Annotated in this window: 17 protein-coding genes and 1 pseudogene; 16 read left to right on the top strand and 2 right to left on the bottom strand. The window is 43.4% G+C overall.

Translation table 11 applies throughout. The features are described from left to right. Positions 1-3: 3 nt before the first annotated feature. The 5 genes and pseudogenes from DQQ01_RS03870 to DQQ01_RS03890 all read left to right on the top strand — a co-directional run bounded on the left by DQQ01_RS03870 (position 4) and on the right by DQQ01_RS03890 (position 4626). A complete protein-coding gene (locus DQQ01_RS03870) occupies positions 4-1035 on the top strand; it encodes a YeiH family protein (protein WP_111918563.1) in 1032 nt (343 codons plus the stop codon). A 202-nt stretch (positions 1036-1237) separates the two neighbouring features. Beyond that, entirely contained in the window at positions 1238-1753 is a 516-nt protein-coding gene (locus DQQ01_RS03875) for an RNA polymerase sigma factor (protein WP_111918565.1), read from the top strand. A 119-nt stretch (positions 1754-1872) separates the two neighbouring features. Further along, complete coding sequence (locus DQQ01_RS15830; protein ID WP_207657638.1) at positions 1873-2535, top strand: hypothetical protein; 663 nt, start codon at positions 1873-1875, stop codon at positions 2533-2535. Continuing rightward, positions 2516-3404, top strand: a pseudogene (locus tag DQQ01_RS18020) (ABC transporter ATP-binding protein). Before DQQ01_RS15830 ends, DQQ01_RS18020 begins: the two are co-directional and overlap by 20 nt. 94 nt (positions 3405-3498) lie before the next feature. Next, positions 3499-4626, top strand: coding sequence for an ABC transporter permease (locus DQQ01_RS03890; RefSeq protein ID WP_162624236.1), 1128 nt, complete (start codon positions 3499-3501; stop codon positions 4624-4626). On the opposite strand, the gene DQQ01_RS03895 is transcribed toward DQQ01_RS03890, so the two are convergent. Next, positions 4599-5789 carry an MFS transporter gene (locus DQQ01_RS03895; protein ID WP_111918571.1) on the bottom strand — a complete coding sequence of 397 codons (1191 nt, stop codon included), beginning with the start codon at positions 5787-5789 and terminating at the stop codon, positions 4599-4601. The genes DQQ01_RS03890 and DQQ01_RS03895 overlap by 28 nt on opposite strands. 23 nt (positions 5790-5812) lie before the next feature. Further along, positions 5813-6361 carry an ArsR/SmtB family transcription factor gene (locus DQQ01_RS03900; protein ID WP_111918573.1) on the bottom strand — a complete coding sequence of 183 codons (549 nt, stop codon included), beginning with the start codon at positions 6359-6361 and terminating at the stop codon, positions 5813-5815. Positions 6362-6513: 152 nt separating this feature from the next. On the opposite strand from DQQ01_RS03900, the gene DQQ01_RS03905 reads away from it, so the two are divergent. From DQQ01_RS03905 to DQQ01_RS03945, 11 genes are all read left to right on the top strand, one after another. Further along, positions 6514-7851, top strand: coding sequence for an MATE family efflux transporter (locus tag DQQ01_RS03905; protein WP_111918575.1), 1338 nt, complete (start codon positions 6514-6516; stop codon positions 7849-7851). Between the two features lie 81 nt (positions 7852-7932). Further along, positions 7933-10650 carry a translation factor GTPase family protein gene (locus DQQ01_RS03910; RefSeq protein WP_111918577.1) on the top strand — a complete coding sequence of 906 codons (2718 nt, stop codon included), beginning with the start codon at positions 7933-7935 and terminating at the stop codon, positions 10648-10650. 26 nt (positions 10651-10676) lie between these two features. After that, positions 10677-11849 carry a heparinase II/III family protein gene (locus tag DQQ01_RS16325; protein WP_242980551.1) on the top strand — a complete coding sequence of 391 codons (1173 nt, stop codon included), beginning with the start codon at positions 10677-10679 and terminating at the stop codon, positions 11847-11849. Then, a complete protein-coding gene (locus DQQ01_RS18025) occupies positions 11770-12012 on the top strand; it encodes a heparinase II/III domain-containing protein (protein WP_278278185.1) in 243 nt (80 codons plus the stop codon). Before DQQ01_RS16325 ends, DQQ01_RS18025 begins: the two co-directional genes overlap by 80 nt. Before the next feature lie 37 nt (positions 12013-12049). After that, the gene (locus tag DQQ01_RS16330) at positions 12050-12682 is read left to right on the top strand and encodes a heparinase II/III domain-containing protein (protein WP_278278169.1); all 633 of its coding nucleotides are present in this window, start codon (positions 12050-12052) and stop codon (positions 12680-12682) included. Positions 12683-12791: 109 nt separating this feature from the next. Next, the gene (rpmJ, locus tag DQQ01_RS03920) at positions 12792-12905 is read left to right on the top strand and encodes a 50S ribosomal protein L36 (RefSeq protein ID WP_003022746.1); all 114 of its coding nucleotides are present in this window, start codon (positions 12792-12794) and stop codon (positions 12903-12905) included. A gap of 328 nt (positions 12906-13233) precedes the next feature. Next, positions 13234-13605: a 30S ribosomal protein S13 gene (gene rpsM, locus DQQ01_RS03925; protein ID WP_022269708.1), complete on the top strand. Its 372-nt coding sequence runs from the start codon at positions 13234-13236 to the stop codon at positions 13603-13605. An 85-nt stretch (positions 13606-13690) separates the two neighbouring features. After that, a complete protein-coding gene (gene rpsK / locus DQQ01_RS03930; protein ID WP_003022734.1) occupies positions 13691-14083 on the top strand; it encodes a 30S ribosomal protein S11 in 393 nt (130 codons plus the stop codon). Positions 14084-14101: 18 nt separating this feature from the next. Next, the gene (rpsD, locus tag DQQ01_RS03935; RefSeq protein WP_111918579.1) at positions 14102-14695 is read left to right on the top strand and encodes a 30S ribosomal protein S4; all 594 of its coding nucleotides are present in this window, start codon (positions 14102-14104) and stop codon (positions 14693-14695) included. A gap of 40 nt (positions 14696-14735) precedes the next feature. Continuing rightward, positions 14736-15695 carry a DNA-directed RNA polymerase subunit alpha gene (locus tag DQQ01_RS03940; protein ID WP_111918581.1) on the top strand — a complete coding sequence of 320 codons (960 nt, stop codon included), beginning with the start codon at positions 14736-14738 and terminating at the stop codon, positions 15693-15695. A gap of 90 nt (positions 15696-15785) precedes the next feature. Beyond that, entirely contained in the window at positions 15786-16322 is a 537-nt protein-coding gene (locus DQQ01_RS03945) for a bL17 family ribosomal protein (RefSeq protein ID WP_111918583.1), read from the top strand. Positions 16323-16362 lie beyond the last annotated feature (40 nt).

Consider the following 16362-nt stretch of genomic DNA (forward strand, 5'->3'; position numbering starts at 1 on the left):
AGAGTGGAATTTTTGAAAGAAAATGGAAAAGGGCTTTTGCTCTGTTTGGGTCTGGCGCTTCCGGCCTTTTTTCTGGGAAAAGTTTTTCCGGTTATCGGCGGTCCTGTGTTTGCTATTTTGGGAGGTATTGTGCTAGCTCTTTTCTTAAAAGAGCGGAGTGCTTTTGATGCGGGAATTAAATTTACATCTAAGAAAATTTTACAGTATGCAGTAGTGCTTCTGGGGTTTGGCATGAATCTGGAGGTGGTTATGGAAACCGGTAAACAATCTCTTCCTATTATTGTCTGTACGATTACAACTTCATTGGTCATTGCCTATGTACTGCACAGAATCATGCACATTCCGGGCAAGATTTCCACTTTAGTGGGTGTGGGCTCCTCAATTTGCGGGGGTTCTGCCATTGCAGCTACAGCGCCGGTGATTGATGCAGATGAGGAGGAGGTTGCCCAGGCAATTTCAGTTATCTTTCTCTTCAATATTCTGGCAGCGCTGATTTTTCCGGCGCTGGGTGGTGTGTTGGGATTTTCTACTGCGTCTGGGGAAACCTTTGGAATCTTTGCCGGGACAGCGGTAAACGACACGTCCTCTGTTACGGCTGCAGCCTCTACCTGGGACAGTATGTATCAACTTGGCAATCAGACATTGGACAAGGCAGTGACAGTAAAGCTTACCAGAACGCTGGCGATTATTCCAATTACTCTGGTACTGGCCTTTTTAAGAGCCAGAAAAGCAGAGGGAGAAAATGGGGACAAGGTATCGCTGAAACAAGTGTTTCCGTTCTTTATTCTGTTTTTCATTGGAGCCAGTGTGATCACAACATTGGCAGCTTCAGCAGGCGCACCAATGGAAGTATTTCGGCCTTTAAAAACACTGTCCAAGTTTTTTATTGTTATGGCCATGGGGGCGATTGGGCTGAACACAGATGTGGTGAAGCTGATAAAAACAGGAGGACGTCCTTTGCTTATGGGACTGGCATGCTGGATTGGCATTACGGGAGTGACACTTGGTATGCAGCATATGATGGGAATTTGGTAAAATAAGGAAAAAGAAAAATCAAATCATGCGGGAATGTTTCTGTGATTTAAAAAAGACAGAAATATTTCCGTTTTTTGTTTCATAGGAAAATTTTTATTATTACAGAATTTTTATTAAGAAACTATCTTTTAGCCTGTCTTCTGCGTTAGATATAATAGAAGGACAAGCGTTTGGACTTTCAAAAGTGAGAAAGGAGGAAACTGTGGATTCTGATTTTAGACTGATATGGAAAATGAAGCAGGGCAGGGAAGATGCCATGGAACTTTTTATACGAAAATATTATGATGAAATTTTTAGATACTGTACCTGCCACTGTCACGATACGCAGTATGGAGAGGATTTGACACAGGAGGTTTTTATTCGTTTTTTTACAGGTCTTTCGTCCTATGAATACAGAGGAAAAACGAAAAACTATCTTTATACCATTGCCGGAAATCTTGTGTGTGATTTTCATCGCAGAAGACGAGAGATGCCTGTAGAGCGACAACTCTTTGAGCAGAAAAGCGGAGAAGGGGAAGCGCTGGAACAGGCAGCCGAACGAGTGGATATGGAGCATGCTTTGGCACAATTACCGGAAGAATTTCGGGAGGTCCTGATTTTATATTATTTTCAGGGGCTGAAATTAAGAGAGATAGCGGAGGTGCTTCAAATCGGACTTCCTTTGGTAAAATACAGGATAAAAAAGGCAAAAAAGGAGCTACAGGAACTGTTATGTTAGAAGGGAGGAAGCATTTGTGGAGGTAGAGGAAAAATTAAACCGATATAAAGAAACGTTCCGGGTGCAGGCAAAAGAAAGCAGTGTAAAAAAAACCGTAGAGCAGTGTAAGCAGGTTTTTTATGAGCAGGAACAGGACCGCCTTTTATCAGGAAAAGAATTTCTGTATATACAACTTGGATATATTCGAAAACGCTGGTGGATTTTACAGGGGGCTGTTACTTGTAGCATTGTGGGAATTTCTTTCCTGTACCAAAGAACCTTTGTATGTACAGCGCGGTATGGGAGTGGCCGGGGCTTTATTTGTAATTCTTTGGATTCCGGAACTTTGGAAAAACAGGAATTGCAATGCGATGGAGATAGAAGCAGCTGCTTATTATTCTTTGCATCAGATTTATGCGGCGAGAATGCTGTTGTTTGGCTTTGCAGATGTATTTTTGCTGACTGTTTTTTGCCTGGTATCTTCCTTTGGGCTACAAATTACTTTGATAGAATTGGCAACGCAGTTTTTATTTCCGGCAGTCGTAACAGCAGGTATTTGTTTTGAAATTTTATCCGGAAAAAAAGGCTGGAGTGAGGCTGCTGCCATGGGAGGCTGTTGTGCCTGGGGGATTTTATGGTGGTGTATCGTATTAAATGAAAAAATTTACAGTGCGATTACCGTGCCTGTATGGTGCGTTCTGTTTGGGGCTGCATTTGCAGGACTTTGCTTTGCTGTAAAACATTTGCTGGAGGACAACCAGGAAATTTGGGAGGAAAACTGGAATGGAATTGGAAATGAATAAACTTACAAAAAAATTCGGAGATGTTACAGCCGTAAAACAATTAAATCTGTCTATGACAGGAGGCGTTTACGGATTACTGGGAAAAAACGGAGCGGGGAAGACCACCCTTATGCGTATGCTTTGTACGCTTCTTAGACCTACAGAGGGAGAAATTCTATGTAATGGGAGAGATATTTTTAAAATGGCGGGAGAGTATCGGAGATTTTTAGGATATTTACCTCAGGATTTTGGGTTCTATCCGGAATTTACCGTGGAGGATTATCTTCTGTATATAGGAGCTATAAAAGGACTTCCGCCGTCTGTAGCAAAAAAAAAGGACAAAGGAGCTGTTGGCTGCTGTGGGACTTGAAAAATATGCAGGCAGAAAGATGAAAAAACTTTCCGGAGGTATGAAACGCAGAACGGGCATTGCCCAGGCCATGATGAATCAGCCTGAGATTTTGATTTTAGATGAACCGACAGCTGGGCTTGACCCCAATGAGCGCATTCGCTTTCGAAATCTTATCAGTGAGTTTTCAGAAGACAGATTGGTGCTTTTGTCCACCCATATTGTATCAGATGTGGAGTATATTGCCCATGATATCTGGCTGATGAATGAGGGAAAGATTGTACGGCAGGGAACACCGAAGCAGATAACAGAATCCATGAAACAGAGGGTTTGGGAATTTTGTGCAGACAGGAAAGAGATTTCCCGGCTGGCTGCAAAATATAAAATTTCCAATATAAAAACAGAAAATCAGAGAGTGCAGGTGCGTCTTCTGGCAGGGGAAAAACCGGCAGAAGGTGCAAGAGAGGTGACCCCTTCCTTAGAAGATGCCTTTTTATATTATTTTGGAGAGGAAGCAGGTGAAATGCATGGTCTTTTATGAGATAAAGAAAATATTTTCCAAAAGCAGCAGTAAGGCAGCTCTTGTTTTTGGGGGCTTCATGCTATGTCTTACCATTTATTTTGCTATAGGAGAAGTGTCATATGTTGACACAGAAGGAGAAGGAACAAAGGGAATTGTAGCAGCCCGTAGTTTGGAAAAGGAGAAGGAAAAGTGGAAAGGAGAGTTGAATGTTGAGCATCTGCAGCAGGTGATTCGGGAAAATCATAGAGTGAATCAGACTCCTCAGGCGCAGTCTGAAAATGTCAGGGAGAATAATCAGGCCTTTGGCTGGAAACAGGGATTTTCGGATATTCGAGAACTGCTTAATAAAGCCTTTGCAGGATTTCAGGAATATGATTATTTTCGTGCAGATTCTCTAACTGAGGAAGAGGTGGCACAGTTTTATGAGAAAAGAACGAAAAGTTTAAAAGTATGGTTAGAGGAGGAAGGCGGAGGTGCAGAGCAGTTTACAACAGCAGAAAAGGACTTTCTTATCCGTCAGTATGAGCGTATGGCAACACCTTGGTATTATGAGAGTTCAGATGGTTTTGAGGCCTGGTTTACCTGGTCCCCTACGGTGTGTATGCTGGTGGTGCTTATGATAGGATTTCTGGTTTCCGGTATTTTTTCCGGTGAAAAGCGTTATCATGCAGCTTCTGTTTATTTTGCGTCTTATCATGGCAGAAAGAAAGCGGTACTGGCAAAAATAGAGGCAGGTATTTTTACTGTCACGTTGCTTTACTGGGGGACCATGTTACTTTATAGCGGAATTGTTCTGGGGGGTCTGGGGGTACAGGGAAGCCAGTGTTTGATACAGACCCAATTCGGAAACTGGAAAAGCTTTTATGAGATGACCATAGGACAGGAATTTTTGTGTATTTTGTTGGGTGGATATATAGGCTGTCTGTTTTTTGGAAGCTTAACTATGCTGATTTCTGCATGGAGCAATTCCGGTACAGCGGCAGCGGTAGTTCCTTTTATACTGATCCTGGCGCCTTCTTTTCTGGTAGGAACACAGATACACTTTCTGGATAAAATTCTGGGACTTTTACCAGACCAGATGCTGCAGATGGAAGGTGTGATTTCCGGATTCAGTCTATATTCCATAGGTGGAACAATTGTAGAAGCGCTGCCAATATTGCTGATTTTTTACAGTGCCCTGTCTGTAGGACTTTTGCCTGCTATCTACAGAATCTACAGAACAAAAGAAGTACGGGAGTAAAGAACTGCCGCAAATAGAATTCCTGCCCCAAGACACCATAAACCGGAAAAATGCAGATAATTTATGAGGAATCCGGCAAAAATACTGAACAACAGAGCGCCAAGCTGAACCGTCAGGGAGGACAGGGAGAGAATACTGGCTCGCATGTTGTTGGGGAGAATGCGGTTCAAAAGTGCATTTTCCGATACGCTGCCATATCCAAGTACAAAATAAATCAGACTGTATTTTGCAGCATAGAGAAACAGACCCTGCTGGAAGGAAAAGAGGACAACGGAAGCAGCCAGAAGAAATTTTCCTGCAAAGAAAACAGACCACCAGCGGGACTGTGTGCGACAGGAAGGGCGGTTTAAAAGAACAGCCCCTAGTTGGCTTCCAAGGGCAGTACAGAAAAATCCGGAAAAGGGAAGAAGTCCCAAAATCCAGCCCTTTATCTGAGGAAAGGTCGTAGTAAGAGCTGGCTGCCAATAAGTTTCTACGGTAAAGAGTACCATGCCGGTACACAGAGATAAGAATAATAATTTACGAAGACCGGGAGAATTTCGGGTGTAGAGAAGACTTTTCTGCACCTGATTTTTTAATTCCCGGAGGATTGAACCCTCTTTTGCGGATACCGGTGTTTCGTTTACCCACAGGAAAGTAAGAAGCATGAGCAGGAGAGATAAGGCGAGCATGCTCAGAAGATTATGGTTGTATTTTATATCAGTTTGTGAGAGAAATCCACCCAGAAGGGAACCAAGACCAATTCCAAGGCACTGAAAAAGATTGATTTGATTGCTGACTTTGGCAAGGGCAGATTCCCCTTTGGAGGAAAGAGCCTGTTCCATGCACAGAGCTTCCAGACTGCCGGAAGCAAAGGCTTTCTCCAGTCCATGCAATATCAGAGCAGCAGCACAGCCCAAAACAGTGGGAAACAGAAGAAAGAGAAGTAAAGACAACACGGAAAACAGGCAGGAGAGAAGAAAAGTCCTTTTTCTGCCAAAGAGGTCGCAAAAAGCACCGCTGGGAAATTCCATGCAGATGGCGGTAAAAGAATAAAGTCCCATAAGCCAGGCTATGTCAGAAAGCTGCGCTCCCCGGGAGAGCAGCAGCAAACTGGCAACAGGCATAAAAATTCCTCTGGAAAGGTTTTGAAGAAAAAGAATCAGTCCAAATGAAAAATTCAAGAAAATTCCTCCTTGTGCGTATATTAGTCCTCTGCCCGGCAGGCAAGAATGCCGTATTCCCAGGGTTTGGTGCCGTCTTTTTTCTGGTTGTGATTTTTTAAATAGCTGCGTATGATGGCAGACAACTCCTGAACTTCATCATCAGTGAGAAAGGCAACGCCGGTAAAGACATTGGTTTCTTTGGAGAAAACTTCTTTGTCTTCCAAAGCTGTCCTCTGTCTTTTTTTTCCTAGCGAATCCAGTAGTTTTCCAAAATAACTTTCCATTAAAAGGAGCTGTCTATCCTGGGTATTGTTGTTACTTCCAAGGAGAGTTACTTCTGTGTCTGCAGCTATGTAAAAACGGGCATGGATTCCACGGATTATTTCCGTATGGTCTAGAAGAACCAGACCCAACCCTTCCAGTTTCTTGATATGGAACTGTATGGAGGAAGGAGAAATGCCGATTTTGTCTGCCAGAAATTTGGGTGTAACAGGTTTTCCTGCAACGGCCAGGGTACGCAAAATTTCCTGCCGTGTGGGATTCATAAAAATTTCCAGTTCTTCTTTTGTCTGTAATTTGATTTCGCTCATATCTTTTACCTCTGTCTATATTACATGAATTATAACATTACATGATATGAAACGTCAAGGGGATTTTAGTTTTGTCAGAAAGAGAGCAGTTGTCTTTTAAAAGAAAGTTCGTTATAATCAGCAGATAGAATAATATAAGGGGGCATTTTCACATGCAGAAAAGTCTGACTCAGGGAGCTGTAGGGAAAACATTGATTTTATTCTCTCTGCCCATGATAGCGGGAAATCTGCTGCAGCAGCTTTATAATATTGCAGATACTTTAATTGTAGGAAAGTTTTTAGGCTCAGGCGCATTGGCGGCAGTGGGGTCTTCGTATACCTTGATGACGTTTCTCACCTCTGTGTTTCTGGGGCTTTGTATGGGAAGCGGTGCAGTATTTTCCATACGGTTCGGGGAAGGGGAAAAGGAGAAGCTTCAGGAAAGTATTACAGCGGCTTTTCTATTGATTTTTACAGTGACGGCAGTGCTGAATATACTGGTCTTTTTATTCATAGACCCGATTTTGGTACTTTTACAGGTACCCGGGGAAATTTACCAAATGATGAGAGAATATCTATGGGTGATTTTCTGGGGGATTCCTGCAGTATTTCTCTATAATTTTTATGCCTCTCTTTTGCGGGCAGTGGGAAACTCAGTAGTACCGCTGGTATTTCTGGCAGCCTGCGCGGTTTTGAATATTGTGCTGGACTTGTGGTTTGTCTTGGGATTGTCCTGGGGCGTGGAGGGCGCTGCAGCGGCAACTGTGCTTTCCCAGTATGTTTCCGGCGTGGGGATTGCTCTTTACACCTGGATAAAGTGGAAAGACTTCCGGTTTAGAAAGAAATATCTGCGGCCGGGAAAGGGCATTTTAAAAGAGCTGGCGCAGTTTTCCTTTCTCACTTCTGTGCAGCAGTCAGTTATGAATCTGGGAATTTTAATGGTGCAGGGACTGGTAAACAGTTTTGGAACCGTGATTATGGCAGCCTTTGCCGCTGCAGTGAAGATTGATTCCTTTGCATACATGCCTGTGCAAGATTTCGGGAATGCGTTTTCTACTTTTGTGGCACAGAATTTTGGAGCGAAGAAGGAGGAACGTATTCGGGAGGGAATCCGAAAAGCCGTGCTTACGGCATTTGTTTTTTGTCTGGTGATTTCCTTTGGCGTCTTCCTGTTTGCAAAGCCCCTGATGCTGATTTTTGTCCAGCCGCAGGAAACGGAAATTCTGGCAGCAGGAGTGCAGTACTTACACATCGAAGGGGTTTTTTACTGCGGAATCGGTTTTCTGTTTCTGCTGTACGGATATTATCGGGCAGTGAAGCTGCCTGGTATGTCTGTTGTGCTGACTGTGATTTCCCTGGGAACCAGAGTGGCTCTGGCATATCTTTTGTCTTCTTTTGAGAGCATCGGTGTGTTAGGTATCTGGTGGTCTGTACCCATTGGCTGGGCTCTGGCAGATATTGCAGGCTTTTGGTATTATAGGAAAATGCGGAAGAAATCTCCGTGCAGATGAGAGAATCCATGTTTTTATCGACCGAATCCCTTTTCTATGCTATGATTAAGGAAAACACAGCATAGAAAGGGGTATTTTCATATGGAGAATACGTCTGAACAGAAAACAGAAGGAACAGACACAATAGAAACCAAAAACGTCAGTCTTGCTCTCCTTGCTCATGTAGACGCAGGGAAAACTACGCTGGCGGAGAGTATTCTTTATCATACAGGCAGTATCCGCAAAATGGGAAGGGTGGACCACAGAGACGCTTTTTTGGACACAGATTCCATGGAACGGGCAAGAGGTATTACGATTTTTTCCAAGCAGGCAGGTTTTTCCCTGGGAGAAAAGAACTTTACTCTTCTGGATACGCCGGGACATGTGGATTTTTCTGCGGAAATGGAAAGAACACTGCAGGTTCTGGATTACGCAGTGCTTCTCATCAGCGGTGCAGATGGGATTCAGGGGCATGTACAGACTTTATGGCGGCTTTTAAAGCAATACAAGATTCCGGTTTTCCTTTTTATTAATAAAATGGATCAGGAAGGTACAGACAGGCGCGTGTTGCTTTTGGAACTGCAGAAAAAACTGGACGAGCGGTGCGTGGATTTCGGAGGGGACAGAAAGCGGGAGGAAGTTCTGGAGGAAATCGCCATGTGCGAGGAAAGCGTTTTGGAACATTATCTGGAAGAAGGAGAGATTTCCACGCCGGTTATCCAAAGTCTGATTGCCGAGCGCAGGCTTTTTCCGTGTTATTTTGGTTCTGCACTGAAATCTTTTGGAATAAAGGAATTTCTGGAAGGCATGGAAACCTATATACAATGTCCGAAATACAGTGCAGATTTTGGGGCAAGGATTTTTAAAATTTCCAGAGATGATAAAGGAAACCGGTTGACCCACATGAAAATCACAGGGGGAACGCTGAAGGTCAAACAGGTGCTCCAGGGAAAGGACTGGGAAGAAAAGGCAGACCAGATACGAGTATATGCAGGAGCCGGTTTCCGCACAGTAAGCGAAGCACCTGCAGGGACGGTCTGTGCAGTCACCGGTCTTACAAAAACCTTTGCAGGAGAAGGGCTCGGCATGGAAAAGGAAGCGGTCAGTCCTCTTTTGGCGCCGGTTCTGACCTATGAGATTCAGCTTCCAAAGGGCTGTGACGTACATAGAATGCTTTTGCAGCTCAGACAGCTGGAAGAGGAAGAGCCGCAGCTTCATATTGTGTGGAACGAGGCTTTGGGAGAAATTCATGCACAGGTTATGGGAGAAGTGCAGATTGAAATTTTAAAAAGCCTGATACAGGAGCGTTTTGGTGTAAACGTAGAGTTTGGTTCAGGGAGTATTGTATATAAAGAAACCATTACAGAGCCTGTGGAGGGAATCGGACATTTTGAACCTTTACGTCATTATGCGGAGGTACATCTTCTTTTGGAGCCTCTGGAAAGAGGAAAGGGGCTGCAGTTTGCATCAGACTGCAGCGAGGATATGCTGGATCGAAACTGGCAGAGGCTGGTTCTGACCCATCTGGCAGAGAAAAACCACAGGGGTGTTCTGGCAGGTGCTGATATTACGGATATGAAAATTACTCTTATTACAGGAAAGGCCCATATCAAGCATACAGAGGGAGGGGATTTCAGACAGGCTACCTACCGGGCTGTGCGTCAGGGCCTGAAGAAAGCAAAAAGTATTCTTTTAGAGCCGGTTTATGAATACAGACTGGAAATCCCTCAGGAAGCTGTTGGAAGGGCTATGACGGATATTCAGAAGCTGTGCGGAACCTTTCAGGGACCGGAGTTGGAAGAAGATATGGCAGTGCTTACCGGAACAGCGCCAGTGGTTACCATGAGTGGTTATCAGAGAGAGGTCATTTCCTATACGGGCGGACAGGGAAGACTGTTTTGCACTTTAAAAGGCTATGAACCCTGTCACAATCAGGAGGAGGTTCTGGCAGAGCTGGCCTATGATTCTGAGGCAGATGTGGAGAATCCCACAGGATCTGTATTTTGCGCCCATGGTGCAGGGTTCAACGTAAGCTGGGATAAGGTAGAGGAATATGCACACCTGGAATCTGCAAAGCAAAAGCAGGAGGCACAGGAGGCGGCAGTGAGAATGCCGGGACAGAGCTTTTCCAAGCTTCGCCTGGATGAAAAGGAATTAGAGGAAATCTTTGCCAGAACCTATGGACCTGTCAAAAGAGAGAGAAATGCCTTTCAGAAAACCGTGCGCCGTGCCTCTTTTGATTCTGCACAAGCCAAAACAGGCAAAAAGAAGCAGGAGAAGGAAAAAGAATATCTTCTTGTAGACGGGTATAACATTATTTTTGCCTGGGAGGATTTAAACGAGCTTGCAAAGGTGAATTTAGAAGGAGCCAGAAGCAAGCTTATGGATATTTTATGCAATTATCAGGGATACAAAAAATGCACTCTGATTCTGGTTTTTGACGCTTATAAGGTTGAGGGTGGACAGGGTGCTGTGCAGAAATATCACAATATTCATGTAGTTTATACAAAGGAAGCGGAAACAGCGGACCAGTATATCGAAAAAACAGTACATGAAATCGGAAAAAAACATCATGTGACAGTGGCTACTTCTGACGCCATGGAGCAGGTGATTATTCTGGGGCAGGGAGCGACCAGAATGTCTGCCCAGAATCTTCGGGAAGAGGTGGAGCTGATAAAGCAGGAAATCCGGGAGTATTATATCGAAAATCAGAAGAAAAGCGGGAGCTATCTGTTTGAGCATGCGTCTGAAGATCTGGCGGAGGTTCTGGAAGAGGTCAGACTTGGCAGAAGAAAAGAAATAGAAGAAAAGACGCAGTAAACTGCAATGGGGAAAAGGAGAAGGAAATGGATAAGAAGACATATTTTGAAAAACAGAGGAACCGCTATAAAAAGGGAGAACTTGCCTGGTGTGCAAAAATGGCGCGGAAATGGCATGAAGAGGAGTGCAGTCACATTCTGCGGATTGCAGACGAAGCAGTGCGTCTGGAATTTCTGTTTGATTTATCCTGGGATATGGAACGTACTTATAAAAAAGAAACTTTTGCCTATCCCATTTGCTGGACTTATATGCCGGCAGAGGACGAGGAATTTGTTTACCAGATGAACCGGCACAGATATTTTATCTGTCTGGGACAGGCCTATGCCATGACAGGAGATGAAAAATACGCAGAAGCGTTTGTTCAGATAACAAAGGACTGGATAGGGCATGTTCCGTTAAATGAGGAGAGCAAAAAGATAACCTGGAGAGAGATTGAGGCAGGCATCAGAGGTGAAAACTGGGTCAAAAGTATTTTGTATTTTGAGAACAGTCCTCTGATTGACGATGCCTTTATGGAATTGTTTACCAAGAGTCTGGAGGAGCATGGGGAGTATCTTTTGCATGCACACAGGGGCTTTCAGATCTCCAGTAACTGGGGCGTAATTGAAAATCATGGTTTGCTGTTTATCGGCCTTGCACTGGACAATTCATTGTATGTGGAAACAGCTCTGAAACGTCTGGAGCAGGAAGCCGGGATTCAGGTGTTTTCTGACGGGGTGCATTGGGAGCAGTCCTGTATGTATCACAACGAGGTTCTCCACTGCTTCCTGGAATCTCTGCGTCTTTTAAAAATCTGGGGAAAGAGCTTGCCGAAAAAATTGCTGGAAACAACAGTACGTATGGCAATGGCAAATGTTGCCTGGAAAAAACCTGATGGTTGTCAGCCCATAACAGGGGATAGCGATGAAACACCTCTGGCAGATATGCTGTCAGCTTCTGCCATTCTTCTGGCAGGGGAAGGAAGAGAGAAAGCAGAGATTTTAAAGGGGTGTGCAGAATCATATCCAGACTATGAGAGCATTTGGGACTGGGGACAGGAAGGTGTTTCGTTATATGAAGGAATTTCGTCCCATGTTCCAGAAGAAAGGAATTTTTTCCTGGAGGAGAGCGGAAATTATTATCTTCGCAGCAGTTGGGAAAAAAGACGGGGAATATCTCCATTTCCGAAACGGCTGTCAGGGCGGAGGTCATGGACATAACGACAAACTTCATATTGATGTGGTGTGTCAGGGGGAAGATGTGCTGGTGGATTCCGGAAGATATAGTTATAACTTTGAGCAGGAAAACCGCATATGGCTGAAAAGCGCTCACGCACATAATACCATACTGGTAGATAAAAAAGGATTATCTGGAATATCCTGATGCATGGGGAACCAAAAACACAATGCCGGAACTTCCTATGAGAGTAAGAGAAAAAGAGGACTGTGTGCTTTTGGAAGGCGCCCATACCGGGTATCTGCAAAACGAAACGCAGGTGCTTTTAAGAAGGAAAATCCTGGTGCTGGAGCCAGGGGTGTATGTGCTGGCAGATACTGCCTATAGCGAAGAAAGCCATACCTACAGCCGTCTCTTCCATTTTAATAATCAGGGAATGGTAAGCGCCAAAGAAGGCAGGATTCTCTATCATGGAAAGCGGGCAGACATGGAACTTATCTTTCCTCAGGAAGAAACCTGCTTTTATATAGAAGAAAGCAAGTTGTCACGGCATTATAATCTGTGTGAGAAAAATGAAATGGTGGCTGCAGATACAAAAGGAGAAGGAAAGACCTTTATGCTGGCTGTGCTGGCTGGAAATCAGAAAAAGCCTGTGAAGGTTTGTATGAATCCGGTCTATAATCCGGTCCGCGGCTGTTTACTGGCAGATGAGGCAGCACAGGCAGTTCGCATCTGCACAGATGCTCATGAATATGAGCTGATATTCCGGCACGGGGATTTGGCAGGTCCTCAGGATTTACTGCAGGCAGGTTCCTGTATGGGAATCGGAAGTGTGCTGGTATGTGCGGACTCCGGAGAAACTCTTTGTTTTGCATAGAAAACTAAAAAGCATAAAAAAGCAAATTTTGTAAAAAAGTCCTTGCATTCTTTGCAGAGAGGTGCTAATATATAAAGCGTACTTTTATGCTCAGAAAGGAGGAAGAACAGTGAAAGTAAGATCATCTGTAAAACCAATTTGCGAAAAGTGCAAGGTTATTAAAAGAAAGGGAAGCATCAGAATTATCTGTGAAAACCCAAAACACAAACAGCGTCAGGGCTAATATCTGAAATTTATATCAGAGTTAGGACGTTGGTTTGTGTAAATTTTAGTGCGGCTGCAGTATGAAACGCAAGGACGCGTTGTCCATACTGATTAAATATAGTGATATTGAATACAGAGTAAAAAATACTCTGTCAGAATCGTTTACCGAGGACGGTTCCTGTTGCTGAAAATCCTTCGGCAACCATAGAATATTGCTTAATACCGGTATCCGCCAAATGCCGGAAAGGCTGCGTAAAATTATTTTTGCGGCTGGATACAGAAGACCCCGTCAGTTTTTTGTATCTCAATTAGGAACAATATTAACAGAAAAATGGAGGAACAAATACATGGCTCGTATAGCTGGTGTAGACTTACCAAGAGAAAAACGTATTGAAATCGGCTTGACATATATCTACGGAATTGGTAGAGCAAGCTCAAACCGTATCTTAGAAAAGGCAGGCGTAAATCCTGACACTCGTGTCAGAGATGTTACTGACGAAGAAGTAGGAAAAATCCGTGACGCAATTGAAGAGCTTCAGATTCCTGTAGAAGGTGATTTGAGAAGAGAAATCGCTCTGAACATCAAAAGACTTCAGGAAATCGGCTGCTACAGAGGAATCCGTCATCGTAAAGGACTTCCTGTTCGTGGACAGAAAACAAAAACAAATGCAAGAACAAGAAAAGGTCCTAAGAGAACTGTTGCTAATAAGAAGAAATAATTTCTTTTCGGACATACAGGCAGCAGCCTGAATTTTGAAAATTACAGTTGAGTTTAAATATTAGAGAAAGTAGGTTAGTTTAAAAATGGCTAAAGTTACCAAAAAAGTGACAAAAAAGCGTGTTAAGAAAAACGTTGAACGCGGACAGGCACATATCCAGTCTTCTTTCAATAACACAATCGTTACATTGACAGATGCTGAAGGAAATGCTTTATCATGGGCAAGTGCCGGTGGTCTGGGATTTAAAGGTTCAAGGAAATCTACTCCATATGCAGCTCAGATGGCTGCAGAAACTGCTGCAAAGGCTGCAGTTATCCATGGTCTGAAGACTGTTGACGTTTTTGTAAAAGGACCTGGTTCAGGAAGAGAAGCAGCAATCCGTGCATTGGCAGCTTGCGGTATTGAAGTTACAAGCATCAAAGATGTAACTCCGGTTCCACACAACGGTTGTCGTCCACCAAAACGCAGAAGAGTCTAATTAGGAGGTCAATGAATCATGGCAGTAAATAGAGTACCAGTTCTGAAAAGATGTAGAGCATTAGGTCTTGACCCGGTATATCTGGGAATTGACAAAAAATCTACCAGACAGTTAAAGAGAGCAAACAGAAAAATGTCCGAATACGGACTTCAGTTAAGAGAAAAACAGAAAGCAAAATTCATCTACGGCGTTCTGGAAAAACCTTTCCGTAACTACTACAAGAAGGCAGACCAGAGACCGGGACAGACAGGTGAAAACCTGATGGTTATGCTGGAAACTCGCCTTGACAACGTAGTATTCCGTCTTGGACTTGCTAGAACAAGAAAAGAAGCAAGACAGATTGTTGACCACAAGCATGTACTTGTAAATGGAAAACAGGTTAATATCCCATCTTACTTAGTAAAAGCTGGCGATATTATTGAAATTAAAGAAAAATGCAAAGGTTCTCAGAGATATAAAGATATCCTTGAAGTAACTGGCGGACGTCTGGTTCCGGCTTGGTTAGATGTAGACCAGGAAGCATTAAAGGGCGAAGTAAAAGCACTTCCTACAAGAGAAGAAATCGACGTACCGGTTAACGAAGTGTTAATTGTCGAGTTGTATTCTAAATAATTAAAGAAGTGAATTGTGCGCGTAGCAAGGAGGGCTTTGCATGTTCGATTTTAACAAACCCAAAATTCAAATCACAGAAATGTCTGATGATAAGAGATATGGGAAATTCGTGGTAGAACCACTGGAAAGAGGATATGGTATTACACTGGGTAACTCTCTTAGAAGAATTATGCTTTCTTCTTTACCGGGTGCCGCTGTAAGCCAGGTGAAAATTGACGGTGTTCTCCATGAATTCAGTTCTATGCCGGGAGTTAAGGAAGATGTGACAGAAATCATCATGAACCTTAAAAATCTGGCAATCAAGAACGTAAGCGACAGCAATGAGCCGAAAACCGCATATATCGAGTTTGAAGGCGAAGGCGTTGTGACAGGTGCAGATATCCAGGTTGACCAGGATTTGGAAATCTTAAATCCGGAGCAGGTAATTGCTACCTTAAATGGCGGTACAGGATGCAAATTCAATGCAGAACTGACCATTACCAAAGGCCGCGGATATGTAAGCGCAGATAAAGGAAAATCAGATGACATGCCAATCGGCATGATTGCAGTTGATGCAATTTATACTCCGGTTGAGCGTGTAAATATGTCCGTTGAGAATACCCGTGTGGGTCAGGTTACAGACTTTGACAAACTGACACTGGATATTTACACAAACGGAACACTGGACGCAGATGAGGCTGTCAGCCTTGCTGCTAAGGTATTAAGCGAGCATTTAAGCCTCTTCATTGACCTTTCTGAAAGTGCAAAGACTGCAGAAGTCATGATTGAGAAGGAAGACAATGAGAAAGAAAAAGTTCTGGAAATGAACATTGATGAACTGGAATTGTCTGTTCGTTCCTACAACTGCTTAAAACGTGCTGGTATTAATACCGTGGAAGAGCTTTGCAACCGTACTTCCGAAGACATGATGAAGGTTCGTAATCTGGGCCGTAAGTCATTAGAAGAAGTTTTGGCAAAATTAAAAGAATTAGGCTTACAGTTGAATCCTAGCGAGGAGTAAGCCTTTAGGACAAATTTATGGAAAAAAGCAATGCGTCAGTAAGACCGAAGAGAGCATGGCGCATTGTTCCACAAATGGAGGAAATCTAAAATGGCAAAATATAGAAAATTGGGCAGAACTGCTGACCAGAGAAAAGCTTTACTTAGAAACCAGGTAACAAATCTGTTATACCACGGAAAAATTGTTACAACTGAAACAAAAGCAAAAGAAGTTCGTAAAATTGCTGACGGTCTGATCGCTATGGCTGTTCGTGAAAAAGACAACTTCGAAACAGTAACTGTTACAGCTAAAGTTGCTCGCAAAGACGAAAATGGCAAGAGAGTAAAAGAAGTTGTTGACGGAAAGAAAGTTACTGTATACGATGAAGTACAGAAAGAAATCAAGAAGGACGCTCCTTCCAGATTACATGCCAGAAGACAGATGTTAAAAGTTCTTTACCCAGTGAAAGAAGTTCCGACAGCTGCTGCTGGAAAGAAGAAAAGCACTAAAGAAGTTGATTTAGTAGATAAATTATTCACAGAAATCGCACCAAAATACGCTGACCGTAATGGTGGTTATACAAGAATCATCAAAATCGGACCTCGTAAAGGTGATGCAGCTATGGAAGTAGTTCTTGAATTAGTATAATTTGAGAATGCAGAGATAGAGGAGAGAAGGTGAGCCAAAA

The sequence above is a fragment of the Blautia argi genome (assembly GCF_003287895.1).
In the GTDB taxonomy this organism is placed as follows: domain Bacteria; phylum Bacillota; class Clostridia; order Lachnospirales; family Lachnospiraceae; genus Blautia; species Blautia argi.

Excerpts from the sequence above, each read along its gene's own strand:
- DQQ01_RS15830 (WP_207657638.1), top strand. The coding sequence starts at position 1,873 with ATGAGCAGGAACAGGACCGCCTTTTATCAGGAAAAGAATTTCTGTATA.
- DQQ01_RS03900 (WP_111918573.1), bottom strand. The coding sequence starts at position 6,361 with ATGAGCGAAATCAAATTACAGACAAAAGAAGAACTGGAAATTTTTATG.
- DQQ01_RS03905 (WP_111918575.1), top strand. The coding sequence starts at position 6,514 with ATGCAGAAAAGTCTGACTCAGGGAGCTGTAGGGAAAACATTGATTTTA.
- DQQ01_RS03910 (WP_111918577.1), top strand. The coding sequence starts at position 7,933 with ATGGAGAATACGTCTGAACAGAAAACAGAAGGAACAGACACAATAGAA.
- DQQ01_RS16325 (WP_242980551.1), top strand. The coding sequence starts at position 10,677 with ATGGATAAGAAGACATATTTTGAAAAACAGAGGAACCGCTATAAAAAG.
- DQQ01_RS16330 (WP_278278169.1), top strand. The coding sequence starts at position 12,050 with ATGAGAGTAAGAGAAAAAGAGGACTGTGTGCTTTTGGAAGGCGCCCAT.
- rpsM (WP_022269708.1), top strand. The coding sequence starts at position 13,234 with ATGGCTCGTATAGCTGGTGTAGACTTACCAAGAGAAAAACGTATTGAA.
- rpsK (WP_003022734.1), top strand. The coding sequence starts at position 13,691 with ATGGCTAAAGTTACCAAAAAAGTGACAAAAAAGCGTGTTAAGAAAAAC.
- rpsD (WP_111918579.1), top strand. The coding sequence starts at position 14,102 with ATGGCAGTAAATAGAGTACCAGTTCTGAAAAGATGTAGAGCATTAGGT.
- DQQ01_RS03940 (WP_111918581.1), top strand. The coding sequence starts at position 14,736 with ATGTTCGATTTTAACAAACCCAAAATTCAAATCACAGAAATGTCTGAT.
- DQQ01_RS03945 (WP_111918583.1), top strand. The coding sequence starts at position 15,786 with ATGGCAAAATATAGAAAATTGGGCAGAACTGCTGACCAGAGAAAAGCT.